Raw genomic sequence first — 14,264 nt, 5'->3', positions numbered from 1 at the left:
CCTAGTAGACCGTGGCGACCGGGACGTGGTTGCCCTCGTCGTCGAGGTGCTCCTCGGCGGGGGCCGGTCCCTTCTGGGCCGCGCGTTTGATGAGCTTGAACTCGACCACGGCGAGCGTGCCGTAGATCGCGGTGAAGGCGAGCAGCGAGATCAGCACCTCGAGCCCCGTCGTCCCGGGCGAGACGCCGTCCTGCGTCTTCATCAGGCCGAACACGAGCCAGGGCTGCCTGCCCATCTCGGTGAAGATCCAGCCGACGATCATCGCGGCGAGCGAGAGCGGCATGGCCCAGATCGCGACCTTCCACATCCACGCCCACGGCGGCGTCCGGCCCTTGCGGGTGAACCACAGCCCGACGACGGCGATCAGGACGTGCAGGAGGCCGAGGCCGATCATCCAGCGGAAGGCCCAGTAGGTGACCCAGATGACCGGGGTGTAGTCGCCGGGGCCGTAGAGCTGCTGGTACTGGGCGTTGAGGTCGTTGATGCCCTCGACCGTGCCGGTGAGCGTGTGCGTCGAGAGGAACGACAGCAGGTACGGGATGCGGATCGAGAACAGCTCGTGGACGCCGTCCGGCGTGCCGAGCGTGAAGATCGAGAAGGACGCGTCCGCGCCGGTCGAGGTCTTGTAGAGCGCCTCCGCCGCAGCCATCTTCATCGGCTGGGTCTGCACCATCGCGAGGCCCAGCTGGTCGCCGCTGACGACGCTGCCGATGCCGGCGACGACCATCATCCAGAGCCCGAACTTCAGGGCGGGACGCATGGTCTCCAGGTTCCTGGTGCGCGAGAGGTGCCAGGCGGCGACCGCGATGATGAGGCCGGCCGAGACCATGAAGCAGCCGAAGATCGTGTGCGGGAAAGCGGCGAGGGCGACCTTGTTCGTCAGCACTGCCCAGAGGTCGGTGAGCTCCGCCCGGCCGCGCGCGTGGTTGAGCGTGTAGCCGACCGGGTGCTGCATGAACGCGTTGGCCGCGAGGATGAAGTACGCCGACAGGATGGAGCCGACGGCCACGATCCAGATGCAGGCGAGGTGGAGGCCGCGCGGCAGCTTGTCCCAGCCGAAGATCCACAGTCCGATGAAGGTGGCCTCCAGGAAGAACGCGAGCAGGCCCTCCAGCGCGAGCGGCGCCCCGAAGACGTCGCCGACGAACCGGGAGTAGTTCGACCAGTTCATGCCGAACTGGAACTCCTGCACGATGCCGGTCACGACGCCCATCGCGAAGTTGATCAGGAAGAGCTTGCCGAAGAAGTGCGTGAGCTGGAGGTAGTGGACCTTGCCGCTGCGGTACCACGCGGTCTGGAAGATCGCGACGACCGTGACGAGGCCGATCGTGAGCGGGACGAACAGGAAGTGGTAGATCGTCGTCAGTCCGAACTGCCAGCGAGCCAGCAGCAGCGGATCGAGGAGCTCGTGCACGAAGTCCACCCTTCCGATCGTTTTTCTACAACGTGTAGAAGACTACTTCTACAGAGTGTAGAACATTCACAGCCTTCTCGCGCTACCCTGGACCCGTGGCCAATCTCGGAGAACTCGAACGCGCGGTGATGGACGCCCTTTGGTCGGGCGACGCCCCGGTCACCGCCAACGAGTTGCGCGACAAGCTAGCGGCCACCCGCGACGGCGGCAAGACCCCGGCGCTCACCACCGTGCTCACGGTGCTCTCCCGCCTGGAGCAGAAGGGGTTCGTCGACCGCGACCGCGACGCCCGCCCCCACGTCTACTTCGCCTCCCTCACGCGGGCCAACCACGTCGCGGACCTGATGCGCGAAGTGCTGGAGACCTCCACCGACCGCACGGAGGCCCTCGCCTACTTCGTCGGCTCGGTCGACGAGTCGGAGGCGGCCATGCTCCGCCGGCTGCTCGACGCGCGCAGCTGACACCGATGGCCGTCGACTCGACCGCCATCCTGCTCGGCGTCCTGGCGGTCGCCCTCGCCGGGCCCGTGCCGCTGCTGCTGGCACGCGCGAAGTGGCCGCCCGCCGCGCCCGGGCTCGCGCTGGCGCTCTGGCAGTCGATCGCGCTGGCCGGCGGCATCTCGATGATCGGCTCGCTGCTGCTCGCCGGGCTGGAGCCGTTCGGGTACGACCTCCCGAGCCGGATCGCGGATGCGGCCTCGACGCTCTTCAGTGGACCACTCCCCGCCGGTGTCTCGCTGCTGCACACCTTCTTCCTCAGCGCCGCCGTGCTGCTGACGGCCCACCTCGTGCTGAACCTCGCCCTCACCTCGGTCCGCAGCCGCAGCCAGCGGCACCGGCACATGGAGCTGCTCCGGCTGCTCAGCTCGCCGCTGCCCGACGAACCGGCCACCCGGATCATCGACCACCCGGCGCCCGCCGCCTACTGCCTCCCCGGCGCGCGCAGCGTCACCGTGCTGTCCGAGGGGATGATCGAGCTGCTCACCCCCGAGCAGCTCGACGCCGTGATCGCCCACGAGCGCGCCCACCTGCGCCAGAAGCACCACCTCCTGCTCGACGCCTTCCGGTCCTGGAAGCGCGCGCTGCCGTGGTTCCCGATCGCGACCCGCGCGCAGGACGCCGTGGCGCTCCTGGTCGAGATGCTGGCCGACGACACCGCCCGGCGCACGTCCGGCGACGCGGTGCTCGCGGACGCCATCCGCATCGTCGACGCGACCGGATCGGCCGGCGCCGCCCTTGGCGCCCCGAAGGACCCGCGCACGCCCGAGCAGCGCCGGTCGGCCCTGGTGGCGCGCGAGGAGCGCCTCACCTCCGGCCACCGCACGGTCGGTCCGGGAGTGCGCCTCCTGGTGGTGGTCGCCGCGGGCCTGCTCGTCGTGGTGCCGCCGGTGCTCGTGCTGACGAGCTGACCGGGCTGACGAGCTGACCGCCTGACAAGCTGAACGGCCGCGGCCCACTAGCCTGGAATCATGCCGGAGAAGCGGGGATACGCCAAGGGAATCGCCAAACGCGAGGAGATCCTCGCCCGCGCCCTGGAGGTGTTCGCCGACAAGGGCTACCGCAAGGCGTCGCTGCGCGAGATCGCGGCGTCCGTCGGGCTCAGCCAGGCCGGCCTCCTGCACCACTTCTCGTCGAAGGAGGAGCTGTTCGCCGAGGTGCTGCGCAAGCGCGACGAGGTGGACTCCGCCGCCGGCGAGATCGGCGGAGACTGGTCCGAGGCGGCCGACGGCCTGGTGCGCATCGTGCGGCACAACGCCGAGGTGCCGGGGCTCGTCCAGCTCTACGCGACCATCTCGGCCGAGGCGGCGGACCCCGACCACCCGGGGCACGAGTACTTCGTGTCGCGCTACCAGCAGATCGTCGCCGGCCTGGAGGGGTACATCCGCTCCGAGCAGGAGGCCGGGCGGGTGCGCGACGGCGTCGACGCGCGCACGCTCGCGCGCCTCGCGGTGGCCGTCGCCGACGGCATGCAGGTGCAGTGGATGCTCGACCCGTCCGCGGACATGGGCGACGCGATCGAGGCGTTCTGGTCGCTGCTGCGCACGCAGTAACCCTCCCGGACAGACGAATGCGGCGGCCCGGTCGCCCGAGCCGCCGCACGCGGTGTCCGCCAGGAGGTCACCCTCCCGCCAGGCACGTCACGCCTTGATCGGGTGCTCCTGCAGCCACTTCTTCGCCACGGCGTCCGGCTGGGTCTTGCTGGAACCCTGGTTCTCGCTGTTCATCGTGATCAGGTCGTCCGTGGTCAGCAGGGCCGAGACCTTGTTGAGCACCGACTTGACCTTGTCGGAGGCCTTCTTGGTGTTGATCAGCGGCACGATGTTCTGCGCGGCGATCAGGTTCTTCGGGTCCTTCAGCACGACGAACCCGTTGTCCTTGATGGCCGGGGTCGTGGTGTAGATGTCCGCGAGCTGAACGCTGCCGTTCTTCAGCGCCGCCACGGTCAGCGGGCCGCCCGAGTCGCTGATCGGGGTGAGCGACGCCGTCACGCCGTAGGTCGACTTGAGCCCGGGGATGCCGTACGGGCGGGTGCCGAACTCGGGGTTCGCGCCAACCGTCAGCGGCACGGTGACCTTCTTGAGGTCCTCCAGGCTGGTGACCTTGTACTTGTCCGAGAACTCCTTGGTGACGTTGTAGGCGTCGGCGTCCTGCGCCTTGGCCTGGTCGAGCACCGAGAAGCCCTTGGGCAGGGCGTCGTTGAGCGCGGCGTAGACGTCGTCGCTCGAGGAGGCCGTGCTGGTCTTGTTGTAGAACTGCAGCAGGTTGCCGGAGTACTCCGGGACCAGGTCGATCGAGCCGTCCTGCAGCGCCTTCAGGTAGACGTCGCGCTGGCCGATGCTCGGCTTGTAGCTGACCTTGACGCCGTTGGCCGCGAGGGCCTGGCCGTAGATCTGCATCAGGATCTCGGACTCGCCGAACGCGGCGGAGCCGACGGTGACGGTGTCGCTGGAGGAGCCGCTGCCGCCGCTGCTGCTGGTACTGAACGCGCCGCCGCCGCCGGACGAGCAGGCGCTGAGGGCGATGAGCGCCCCCGCCGCGAGCACACCGGCCGCGATGCGGCCTTTCTTTGATCCGAACATGTGATTTCTCTTTCTACTGTGTGCGTTGGGACTCGGGTGAATCGGGAAGCCCCAGGAGGGGAAAGTCTGGGAGGGGAGAGTCAGGGAGGGGAAGGTCAGGAAGAGGACTGCCGCCCGGGGACGGTGATGCCGAACGCGCGCGACTGGTCCTTCTGCTTGTCCGCGCGGATCTTTCCGGCCGTGACGCCGCGCGGCACGACGAGCTTCTGGGTGAGCGCGAACAGGCCGTCGACGACCAGCGCGAGCACGACGACGATGATCGAGCCGCCGAGCATCTCCGGGTAGTTCTGCACGGCCAACCCGTCGAACAGGTACCGCCCGAGGCCCCCGACCGGGAGGATCGCGGCCACCGTCCAGGTCGCGATCACCTGCAGCGCGCCGGAGCGGATGCCGCCGATGACGAGGGGCAGCGACAGCGGCAGCTCCACTTTGGCGAAGATCTGCCACTCGGTCATCCCGACCGCCCGTGCGGCGTCGATCGTGCTGCGGTTGACCGACTCCAGCCCCGAGTACGCGCCGGCAAGGAGCGGTGGGATGGCGAGAATGGTCAGCGCGATCAGCGGCGGCACGATCGTGATGTTCGCCATGATGAGCGCGAGGTAGACGACCAGTCCCAGCGTGGGCAGGGCACGCAGCGCGCCGGACACGCCGACCGCGAGGCCGCGGAAGCGTCCGGTGTGCCCGATCGCGAAGCCGATCGGCAGCGCGATCGCGCAGGCGATCAGGAGGGTCAGCAGCGTGTAGAGGATGTGCTCGCCCGTGCGAACCGGGATGCCCCCGGGCCCGACCCAGTTCACCGGGTCGAACAGCCAGCCGAACGCGGCGACGAAATCGGTCATGCGCCCGTCACCGCCTTCATCGCAGCGTTGCGCCGGAGCCGCCCTGCGCGCTTGTCGAGTCGCGACCACGGCAGCAGAAGCCGCCCGAGCAGCACGAGGACGAGGTCGAATACGAGCGCGATCACCATGATGAGGATGATGCCGACCGCGACCTCCTCCGTGTAGGACCGGTTGAGGCCGTCTGTGAAGAGCTGGCCGAGGTTCGGCACGCCGAGCAGCGCACCGACGCTCACCAGGCTCACGGTCGACACCGAGACGACGCGCAGCCCCGCGAGCAGCACCGGCCCGGCGAGTGGGAGCTCGACGGCCCAGAACCGCCTCCAGCTCGAATAGCCGATTGCGGTCGCCGACTGCACCACGTCACCCGGCACGGACGCAAGGGCGTCGGTGGTGGTGCGCACCAGCAGCGCCACGGCGTAGATGCTCAGCGCGACGACGACGTTCGCCGGATCGAGGATCTTGGTGCCGATCAGCGCCGGCATCGCGAAGAACAACGGGAGCGACGGGATCGTGTACAGGATGCCGCCGATCGTCAGCAGCACCGGCCGGCTCACCTTGTACCGGTTCGCGACCCAGCCGATCGGCAGCGACACCGCGAAACCGACCACGATGGGGATGGCGCTCAACCAGACGTGCGAGAGAGTGAGGTTCCAGACCAGGCCGAAGTTCGACCACAGGAAGTTCACTGCGGTAGCCGTGGAGGAGCGCCACCCTGCGTTACGGCGTCCGCACCACCCGCGACGGATACCGTCGCGGCCTTTGTTTCCTCGGATAGGGGTCGCTCGTCGCTGAGGACGCCCGCAGTGCGCCCTTCGCTATCGACGAGCACGGAACCGGTCTCGGTCCGTTCGATGTGCAGGGCGCGCTTGCCGCGGTCGGCGCCGACGAAGCTCGCAACGAAGTCGTCGGCCGGGTGCGCGAGGATCTCGGCGGGCGTGCCCTGCTGGGCGACGATGCCGCCCTTGCGGAAGATCACCACCTGGTCCCCCAGCCGGAACGCCTCGTCGATGTCGTGCGTCACGAACAGCACCGTCTTGCCGAGCTCGCGCTGCAACCGCAGCAGCTCGTTCTGGAGGTCGTCGCGCACGATCGGGTCGACGGCGCCGAACGGCTCGTCCATCAGGAGGATGTTCGGGTCGACCGCGAGCCCGCGCGCCACTCCGACGCGCTGCTGCTGGCCTCCCGAGAGCTGGCTCGGGTACTTGTCGGCGAGCGAGCGCTCCAGCCCGACCGTGTCCATGAGCTCCAGCGCCCGCTCGTTCGCCGCCTTGCGCTTGACGCCGGTGAGCAGCGGCACGGTCGCGATGTTGTCGACGACCTTGCGGTGCGGCAGCAGCCCCGAGTTCTGCATGACATAGCCGATGCGTCGGCGCAGGAGCACCGGCTTCAGGCTCTGCACGTCCTGGCCGTCGATGGAGACGGTGCCGCTGGTCGGGTCGACCATGCGATTGACCATGCGCAGGATCGTCGTCTTGCCGCTGCCGGACGAGCCGACGAGCACGGTGATCTGCCGGGACGGGATCACGAGCGAGAAGTCGTCGACCGCCACCGTCCCGTCAGGGAACTTCTTTGTAACGGAGCTGAACTCGATCATCGGTCCTCAGCTCTCGGTCGATACCTGTGGGTGGTGTCAGTATTCGGCGCCATCGTCTCCACCCAAACAGCGTTTCGCTCAATCCGCAATGAATTGAGTCGGTTTGTGGCAGGAAACTCAGGCACCATGAGACAACCCTGTCCGATACCGCCGACATTCCCGAAGAGCCTCAGCTCTTCGGGTCGTACCGCCGCTCCAGGTATTCACGGGCCACGACGCGCGCCTCGTCGATGTAGCGGGCGTCTCCCATCGGGTCGTCGCGGAAGGCCCGGTTGATCAGGCCGTCCATGATCTCGACGACGATCTCGAGGCGGAACCCCAGCTCCTCGCCGGCGGGAAGGCCGTACTCCTCAGAAAGGATGGAGGCGAACTGCGACGCGAACGACACGGCCTGCTCCGGCTCCTCCTCACCCGGAAGTCCGGCGCGCTCGGCGTCGGTGAAGCGGATGATCCGGAAGCCGGGCTCGGTGCGGAACATCGCGACGAACGCGTCGATCGCGCACTCCACGGCGTTCCACCAGTGCTCGGGGCTCTCGGCGTGGATCGCGGCGACGACGGAGTGGCGGTAGCGCAGCAGCGCACGGTCACGGAGCGCCTGCAGCAGCACGATGCGGTCCGGGAAGTACCGGTAGACCGTTCCGATGGACGCGCCGGCGCGCTCGGCGACCATCGCGGTCGTCAGGCGGTCGAAGCCGATCTCGTCCACCACCTCCGCGGCGGCGTCGAGGAGGGCGTCGATCCGGGCGGCGCTGCGCTCCTGAATCGGCTCCGTCCGCACGAGCGGCGCTCCGGCGGTGTTCTGTGCAGCGACCAGGTCGTTGATGGGCACTAGGGCGACTCCTTCTTTCTCTGTTCCACGATACGCGTGCGGGTCCCCAGCCCGGCGATGGTTCATTCCATCGCTCTCATCGGATCATATTGTGGAAATCTCACCTTTGCCGGGGAAATTCCTCCGACACACCGAAGAATCCTCACCCCAGATCTGGGGGCTGCGTCTGAGCGGACCTTCACTCCGTGAGAAACTGGTACCTCTATGACTGCTACCCGAGCCAAGCGCGGCGCGAGCGTCGACCCGATCATGCACCGTGCCGCGCGCGTCGAGGACGCGTTCCACCAGTTCCGAGCCCGCCGCGCCCGCAAGCGCGGCTTCCTGGCGACCGTCGTCCCGTACGCCGGCTACGGCTCCCCGACCTGGGTGCGCATCCTCGGCCGGGTCGTGCTGGCGAAGGAACCGCGGCCGGGCAGCCGCGCGGAGCGCAAGCACCGCAAACGCGAGGAGTCCATCCGCGGCTGGCGCTCCTTCGTGAGCGTCCCGGTCGGCGACGTCACGGTCACGATCACGGTCGACGGGGCCCATCACGAGGTTCAGCCGGACCGCGGCGGCGTCATCGACACGGTCCTCCCCGTCCAGCTCAAGCCCGGCCTGCACACCGTGCGGCTCACGACACCGGAGTCCGCGCGCGTGTTCGAGGCGCCGGTCTACATCGTCGACCCCAAGGCCACCTTCGGAATCATCTCCGACGTGGACGACACCGTCATGGTCACCGCGCTCCCCCGGCCCCTGCTCGCCGCGTGGAACACCTTCGTCCTGGACGAGCACGCCCGGGTCCCCACGCCCGGGATGTCGGTGCTGCTGGAGCGGCTCTCGGCCGCGCACCCGGGCGCTCCCGTCATCTACCTCTCGACCGGCGCCTGGAACGTCGCACCGACGCTCACGCGCTTCCTCTCGCGCAACCTCTTCCCCGCAGGCCCGCTGCTGCTCACCGACTGGGGCCCGACCCACGACCGGTTCTTCCGCTCGGGCCGCGAGCACAAGCGCACCAGCCTCGCCCGGCTGGCCGACGAGTTCCCCGGCCTCAGCTGGCTGCTCATCGGCGACGACGGACAGCACGACGAGGCGCTGTACCGCGAGTTCACGACCGAGCACCCCGGCAACGTGGCGGGCGTCGCCATCCGGCAGCTCTCCAACGGGGAGGCCGTGCTGGCCGGTGGCCGCTCTAAGGCCGAGAAGCACAGCGAGATCTCCGGCGCGCCCTGGGTCTACGCCCCGGACGGCGCGGGACTGAGCGACCAGCTCAAAGAGCACGGCCTGCTGCCCTGAGTCCGACTTCCCGGCTCCCCATCTAGGACAGAAGCTGTCCGCTGTCTGGGCCAGACTGGGTCCATGACCTCCCGCGCCGACCTGCTGCGCCTGCGCCGCCTCGCCCACGCGATCGACGGCGACCGCGAGGCCTCCCCCGCCGACGTCGCGCGCAGGATGCTCGCCGTGCAGGCGCAGGACTTCGCCGCCGGCTCGTGGGCGCTCGGCCTCCGCACCACCGGCTCGACGCGCGCCGACGTCCTCGCCGACCTCGACGCCGGCCGGATCGTCCGCTCCTGGCCCATGCGCGGCACGCTGCACTTCGTCCCGCCCGAGGACCTCCGCTGGATGCTGGGCGTGACCACCGGCCGCATGATCGCCGGCCTCACCGCCCGGCACCGGCAGCTCGAACTCGACACGCCCGACTTCGCCCGCGCCCGCGACCTGGTCATCGAAGCCCTCGCCGGCGGCGGGCGAATCGGCCGCGCCGAGCTGATGGAGCTGTGGGAGGCGAACGGCATCGCCACCGCCGGTCAGCGCGGCTACCACCTCATCTACTACCTGGCGCAGACCGGCCTGATCTGCTGGGGTCCGACGCTGCGCACGCAGCAGGCGCTGGTGCTGCTGGACGAGTGGGCGCCGGAGTCCCGCCAGCTCGAACCGGATGAGGCGATCGGCGAGTTCCTGCTCCGCTACCTCCACGGCCACGGCCCCGCGACCGTCAAGGACTTCGTCTGGTGGACCAAGGGCACCGTCGCCGGCGCCAAGACGGCACGCGCCGTCCTCGGCGACGCCATCACCGCGCTGGAGGTCGACGGGGTGGAGTACCTGCTCACGTCCGAGCTGGCCGATCGTGCCGCGGGGCTCGCCGAGAGCCGGAGCGAGCGGGATGCCGTCCAGCTCCTGCCGGCCTTCGACGAGTACCTGCTCGGCTACCAGCAGCGCGACCTCGTGCTCGACGACGACCACTTCGAGCGCATCGTCCCCGGCGGCAACGGCGTCTTCCAGCCGATCGTCGTCGCCCGCGGCCGCGTGGTGGGGACCTGGCGGCGCAGTGCAGTGGAGGTCGAGTCGTTCGCGCCGCTCACCGCGGGCCAGCAGCGGGCCGCCGAGCGCGCCGCGGCGGCGTACCGGCGTTACGCGGCCTGAGTCGCCGCACCGGCCGCACGGCTACGCTGGAGTCGTGCGTTCGCTGTCCCCGGTCAAGCTCTCCCTCCCCGTGAACATCCGGTCGACCACGCGCACCCCGTTCCTCCAGGTCGCCAAGACCGCCACGGCGATGATCATCTCCTGGGGTCTGGCGACGCTGATCTTCCCGGGCGAGCTCCCGGTGTTCGCGACGATCGCCGCGCTGCTCGTCGTGCAGCCGAGCGTGAACCAGTCGATCGGCCGCGCCTTCGAGCGCTCCCTCGGGGTCATCCTCGGCGTGGTCATCGCGTACGGGGTGGGCCTGGTCTTCGGCGACAACACCTGGATCGTGCTGCTCGCGATCGTCGCGTCCCTGGTGATCGCCTGGGCGTTCAAGCTCACGCCCGGCACGGCCAACCAGATCCCGATCAGCGTCATGCTGGTGCTCTCGCTCGGCGCCACGAACTCCGAGTACGCCGTCGCCCGCATCGTGGAGACCGTGCTCGGCGCGGCGATCGGCGTCATCGTGAACATCGCGATCGTCCCGCCTGTGCTGACCGGCCCGGCGCGCACGGCGGTGCTCGACCTCGGCCGCGAGATCGCGTCGACGCTCGACCGGCTCGCCGTCGCCCTGACCAGTCGGCCGACTCCCGGCGAGCGGGACGCCCTCCTGATCGAGGCGCGCCTGCTCCGCCCGATGGAGAAGAAGGCGGAGGCTGCGCTCACCGCCGCCGACGAGAGCCTGACCCTCAACCCGCGGCAGGCCAAGCACCGCGTCGTCCTGGCGCACGACCAGCAGCTCTTCGCGCGCCTGCGCCCGCTGATCACGCGCTCGCTCGGCATGACCCGGGCGTTCCACGACCACTATGACGACAGCCTCGCCGACGAACCGACCATCGCCGCCATCGCGGACGAGCTGGAGCGTTCCGCCCACGACCTGCGGCTGCTGTCGCGCGACCCCGACGCCCCCGCTGTCGAGCCCAGCACCGAGACGGCGGGCATCCCTGTGCTCACGGCGCCGCTCGTCATCAGCACGCCGAACCCGCGGCACTGGGTGCTGATCGGCTCGCTCATGGAGGACCTGCGCCGCGTCCACGCCGAGATCACCGGAGACGACGACGCCGCCTGAACCGCGGTGCGGTCAGGCGGCGTCGTCAAGCTCGCTCAGGCGGTCAGTGCCGCGACGGCCTCGGCCAGCGGGAGAGTCGACCGCTCGCCGGTGCGGCGGTCCCACAGCTCGACCTCGCCGTCGGCGGCACCACGGCCGGCGACGAGCACGCGCGGGATGCCGATGAGCTCCGCGTCGCCGAACTTCACCCCGGGCGACACCTTGGGGCGGTCGTCCAGCAGCACCTCCAGGCCGGCGGCCTCCAGCTCGGCGGCGGCCTGCTCGGCCACCTCGAACGCGACCGCATCGCGGCCTGCCGCGACGACGTGCACGTCGAACGGCGAGACGGCCGCAGGCCAGACCAGGCCCTTGTCGTCGTTGTTCTCCTCGGCGATGATCGCCAGGATGCGGGTGACGCCGATGCCGTAGGAGCCCATGGTCACGGTGACGAGCTTGCCGTTCTCGTCCAGCACCTTCAGTCCCAGCGCCTCGGCGTACTTGCGGCCGAGCTGGAAGACGTGGCCGATCTCCATGCCGCGCGCGAGCTCGACGGGGCCGGAGCCGTCCGGGGCGGCGTCGCCCGGCTTGACCTCGGCGACCTCCACGGTGCCGTCCCAGGCGAAGTCACGCCCGGCGACCAGGCCGAAGACGTGCTTGCCCTCGACGTTGGCGCCGGTGATCCAGCCGGAGCCGTCGACGACGCGGGGGTCGACCACGAAGCGGATGCCGGTCGAAGCCTCCTCGCCGAGCACAGGACCCTCGGCCGACCAGGGCCCGATGTAGCCCTTCACGAGCCCGGGGTGCTTGCGGAAGTCGTCCTCGGTCGCGGCCTCGATCTCGGCCGGAGCGAAGGCGACCTCGGCGCGCTTGAGGTCGACCTCCCGGTCGCCGGGCAGGCCGACGACCACGAGCTCGCGCGTGCCATCGAGGTGGATGAGCGCCAGGACGACGTTCTTGAGGGTGTCCGCGGCGGTCCAGGCGCGGCCGTCCGGACGCGGGTGCTTCTCGTTCGCGACGTCGACCAGGGTCTGGATGGTGGGGGTGTTCGGGGTGTCGAGCACCTCCTGCGGCGTCAGCTTCTCGTACCCGCGCGTGGGCGGCGCCAGCGTGGTGAAGGCCTCCACGTTCGCCGCATAGCCGCCGTCCGAGCGCACGAAGGTGTCCTCGCCGACCGGGGTGGGGTGCAGGAACTCCTCGCTGCGGGAGCCGCCCATCGCGCCGGCGTCGGCCTGCACGATGACGTAGTCGAGGCCCAGGCGGCGGAAGATGCGCTCGTAGGCGTCGCGCTGCGCCATGTAGCTGGTGTCGAGACCCGCGTCCGTGTAGTCGAACGAGTACGCGTCCTTCATCGTGAACTCGCGGCCGCGCAGCAGGCCCGCGCGGGGGCGCGCCTCGTCGCGGTACTTGTCCTGGATCTGGTAGATCGACAGCGGCAGGTCCTTGTACGAGGAGTAGAGGTCCTTCACCAGCAGGGTGAAGACCTCCTCGTGCGTGGGGGCGAGCAGGTAGTCGGCGTCCTTGCGGTCCTTGAGCCGGAAGATCCCCTCGCCGTACTCCTCCCAGCGGCCGGTGGCCTCGTAGGGCTCGCGCGGCAGCAGCGCGGGGAAGTGCACTTCGTGGGCGCCCGCGGCGGTCATCTCCTCGCGGATGATCTGCTCGATGCGCGCCTTCACCCGCAGTCCCAGCGGCAGCCACGCGAAGATGCCCGGCGCCTGGCGGCGGATGTAGCCGGCGCGCACGAGGAGCTTGTGGCTGGTCACCTCCGCGTCGGAGGGGTCTTCACGAAGGGTGCGGAGGAAGTAGTTCGTCAGGCGAGTAGGCACCGTTCCATGTTAGTGGTGCGGTGATGCGGCGCCCGCCGCGAGCCCCTAGTGGCCGACGGTGACGGTGGGCTCGCCCGACGCGACCTGGGCGTCCTCCATCTCGGCGGCGATGCGGTTCGCCTCCTCGATCAGGGTCGCGACGATCTCCGCCTCCGGAACGGTCTTGATGACCTCGCCCTTGACGAAGATCTGGCCCTTGCCGTTGCCGCTGGCGACGCCGAGGTCGGCCTCGCGGGCCTCGCCCGGGCCGTTGACGACGCAGCCCATGACCGCGACGCGCAGCGGGACGCTCATGCCCTGCAGGCCCTCGGTGACATTGTCGGCGAGCGTGTAGACGTCCACCTGGGCGCGGCCGCAGCTCGGGCAGGACACGATCTCCAGCTTGCGCTCGCGAAGGTTGAGCGACTGCAGGATCTGCAGGCCCACCTTGACCTCCTCGGCCGGCGGCGCGGACAGCGAGACGCGGATGGTGTCGCCGATGCCCTCGGAGAGCAGGATGCCGAACGCGGTCGCGGACTTGATGGTGCCCTGGAACGCCGGGCCGGCCTCCGTCACGCCGAGGTGCAGGGGCCAGTCGCCCCGCTCGGCAAGCTGGCGGTAGGCCTTGACCATCACGATCGGGTCGTTGTGCTTGACCGAGATCTTGAAGTCGTGAAAGTCGTGCTCCTCGAAGAGGCTGGCCTCCCAGACGGCGCTCTCGACCAGCGCCTCGGCGGTCGGCTTGCCGTACTTCTGCAGCAGGCTCGGCTCCAGCGACCCGGCGTTGACGCCGATGCGCAGCGAGACGCCCGCGGCCTTCGCGTAGGCGGCGATCTTGCCGACCTGGTCGTCGAACTTGCGGATGTTACCGGGGTTCACGCGCACGGCCGCGCAGCCGGCGTCGATCGCCGCGAAGACGTAGTTGGGCTGGAAGTGGATGTCCGCGATGACCGGGATCTGGCTCTTCTTGGCGATGATCGGCAGCGCCTCGGCGTCGTCGCGGCTCGGCACGGCGACGCGCACGATGTCGCAGCCGGAGGCCGTCAGCTCGGCGATCTGCTGGAGGGTCGCGTTGATGTTCGTCGTCGGCGTCGTGGTCATCGACTGGACGCTGACCGGGGCGTCGCCGCCGACCAGGACCTTTCCGACACGGATCTGACGGGACTTGCGACGAGGTGCGAGGGTCTCGGGGACCTTGGGCATCCCCAGGTTGATTGCTG

The 14,264-nt window shown here is 69.7% G+C and carries 14 protein-coding genes; 6 read left to right on the top strand and 8 right to left on the bottom strand.

The genetic code is table 11. The annotated features are described in order from the left end of the window. Position 1 precedes the first annotated feature (1 nt). Positions 2-1,414 carry a cytochrome ubiquinol oxidase subunit I gene (locus ACFRFH_RS10705; RefSeq protein ID WP_382463397.1) on the bottom strand — a complete coding sequence of 471 codons (1,413 nt, stop codon included), beginning with the start codon at positions 1,412-1,414 and terminating at the stop codon, positions 2-4. A 95-nt stretch (positions 1,415-1,509) separates the two neighbouring features. Between ACFRFH_RS10705 and ACFRFH_RS10700 the strand changes: the two genes are divergently transcribed. The 3 genes from ACFRFH_RS10700 to ACFRFH_RS10690 are packed head-to-tail and all read left to right on the top strand — an operon-like array spanning position 1,510 to position 3,464. Continuing rightward, complete coding sequence (locus ACFRFH_RS10700; protein WP_382462992.1) at positions 1,510-1,875, top strand: BlaI/MecI/CopY family transcriptional regulator; 366 nt, start codon at positions 1,510-1,512, stop codon at positions 1,873-1,875. Positions 1,876-1,880: 5 nt separating this feature from the next. Next, complete coding sequence (locus ACFRFH_RS10695; RefSeq protein ID WP_382462991.1) at positions 1,881-2,822, top strand: M56 family metallopeptidase; 942 nt, start codon at positions 1,881-1,883, stop codon at positions 2,820-2,822. Positions 2,823-2,882: 60 nt separating this feature from the next. Beyond that, the gene (locus ACFRFH_RS10690) at positions 2,883-3,464 is read left to right on the top strand and encodes a TetR/AcrR family transcriptional regulator (protein WP_382462990.1); all 582 of its coding nucleotides are present in this window, start codon (positions 2,883-2,885) and stop codon (positions 3,462-3,464) included. Positions 3,465-3,551: 87 nt separating this feature from the next. Here the strand turns inward: ACFRFH_RS10690 and ACFRFH_RS10685 are convergent, their stop codons facing one another. The 5 genes from ACFRFH_RS10685 to ACFRFH_RS10665 all read right to left on the bottom strand — a co-directional run bounded on the left by ACFRFH_RS10685 (position 3,552) and on the right by ACFRFH_RS10665 (position 7,755). Further along, positions 3,552-4,493 (bottom strand): ABC transporter substrate-binding protein, encoded by a 942-nt coding sequence (locus tag ACFRFH_RS10685; RefSeq protein ID WP_382462989.1) that lies wholly within the window; start codon positions 4,491-4,493, stop codon positions 3,552-3,554. A 95-nt stretch (positions 4,494-4,588) separates the two neighbouring features. Then, complete coding sequence (locus tag ACFRFH_RS10680; RefSeq protein WP_382462988.1) at positions 4,589-5,332, bottom strand: ABC transporter permease; 744 nt, start codon at positions 5,330-5,332, stop codon at positions 4,589-4,591. Then, on the bottom strand, positions 5,329-6,018 hold the full coding sequence (locus ACFRFH_RS10675) for an ABC transporter permease (protein WP_382462987.1): 690 nt from the start codon (positions 6,016-6,018) through the stop codon (positions 5,329-5,331). The genes ACFRFH_RS10680 and ACFRFH_RS10675 overlap by 4 nt, the downstream gene beginning before the upstream one ends. Beyond that, complete coding sequence (locus tag ACFRFH_RS10670; RefSeq protein WP_382462986.1) at positions 6,015-6,926, bottom strand: ABC transporter ATP-binding protein; 912 nt, start codon at positions 6,924-6,926, stop codon at positions 6,015-6,017. Before ACFRFH_RS10670 ends, ACFRFH_RS10675 begins: the two co-directional genes overlap by 4 nt. A gap of 169 nt (positions 6,927-7,095) precedes the next feature. Then, complete coding sequence (locus ACFRFH_RS10665) at positions 7,096-7,755, bottom strand: TetR/AcrR family transcriptional regulator (protein ID WP_382462985.1); 660 nt, start codon at positions 7,753-7,755, stop codon at positions 7,096-7,098. 204 nt (positions 7,756-7,959) lie between these two features. On the opposite strand from ACFRFH_RS10665, the gene ACFRFH_RS10660 reads away from it, so the two are divergent. The 3 genes from ACFRFH_RS10660 (at position 7,960) to ACFRFH_RS10650 (ending at position 11,263) form a co-directional block, all read left to right on the top strand. Then, positions 7,960-9,027, top strand: a complete 1,068-nt coding sequence (locus ACFRFH_RS10660; RefSeq protein ID WP_382462984.1) for an App1 family protein — start codon at positions 7,960-7,962, stop codon at positions 9,025-9,027. A 63-nt stretch (positions 9,028-9,090) separates the two neighbouring features. Further along, positions 9,091-10,155: a winged helix DNA-binding domain-containing protein gene (locus ACFRFH_RS10655; protein WP_382462983.1), complete on the top strand. Its 1,065-nt coding sequence runs from the start codon at positions 9,091-9,093 to the stop codon at positions 10,153-10,155. 34 nt (positions 10,156-10,189) lie between these two features. Continuing rightward, a complete protein-coding gene (locus tag ACFRFH_RS10650) occupies positions 10,190-11,263 on the top strand; it encodes an aromatic acid exporter family protein (RefSeq protein ID WP_382462982.1) in 1,074 nt (357 codons plus the stop codon). A gap of 35 nt (positions 11,264-11,298) precedes the next feature. Here the strand turns inward: ACFRFH_RS10650 and ACFRFH_RS10645 are convergent, their stop codons facing one another. After that, positions 11,299-13,065, bottom strand: a complete 1,767-nt coding sequence (locus tag ACFRFH_RS10645; RefSeq protein WP_382462981.1) for a proline--tRNA ligase — start codon at positions 13,063-13,065, stop codon at positions 11,299-11,301. Between the two features lie 45 nt (positions 13,066-13,110). Further along, positions 13,111-14,247 carry a flavodoxin-dependent (E)-4-hydroxy-3-methylbut-2-enyl-diphosphate synthase gene (gene ispG / locus ACFRFH_RS10640; RefSeq protein ID WP_382463396.1) on the bottom strand — a complete coding sequence of 379 codons (1,137 nt, stop codon included), beginning with the start codon at positions 14,245-14,247 and terminating at the stop codon, positions 13,111-13,113. Positions 14,248-14,264: the final 17 nt, after the last annotated feature.

The organism is Leifsonia sp. NPDC056824, assembly GCF_042789575.1.
GTDB lineage: Bacteria > Actinomycetota > Actinomycetes > Actinomycetales > Microbacteriaceae > Leifsonia.
Note: the sequence above shows the minus strand (reverse complement) of the source record. Positions and strands in the feature narration are given on the sequence as shown.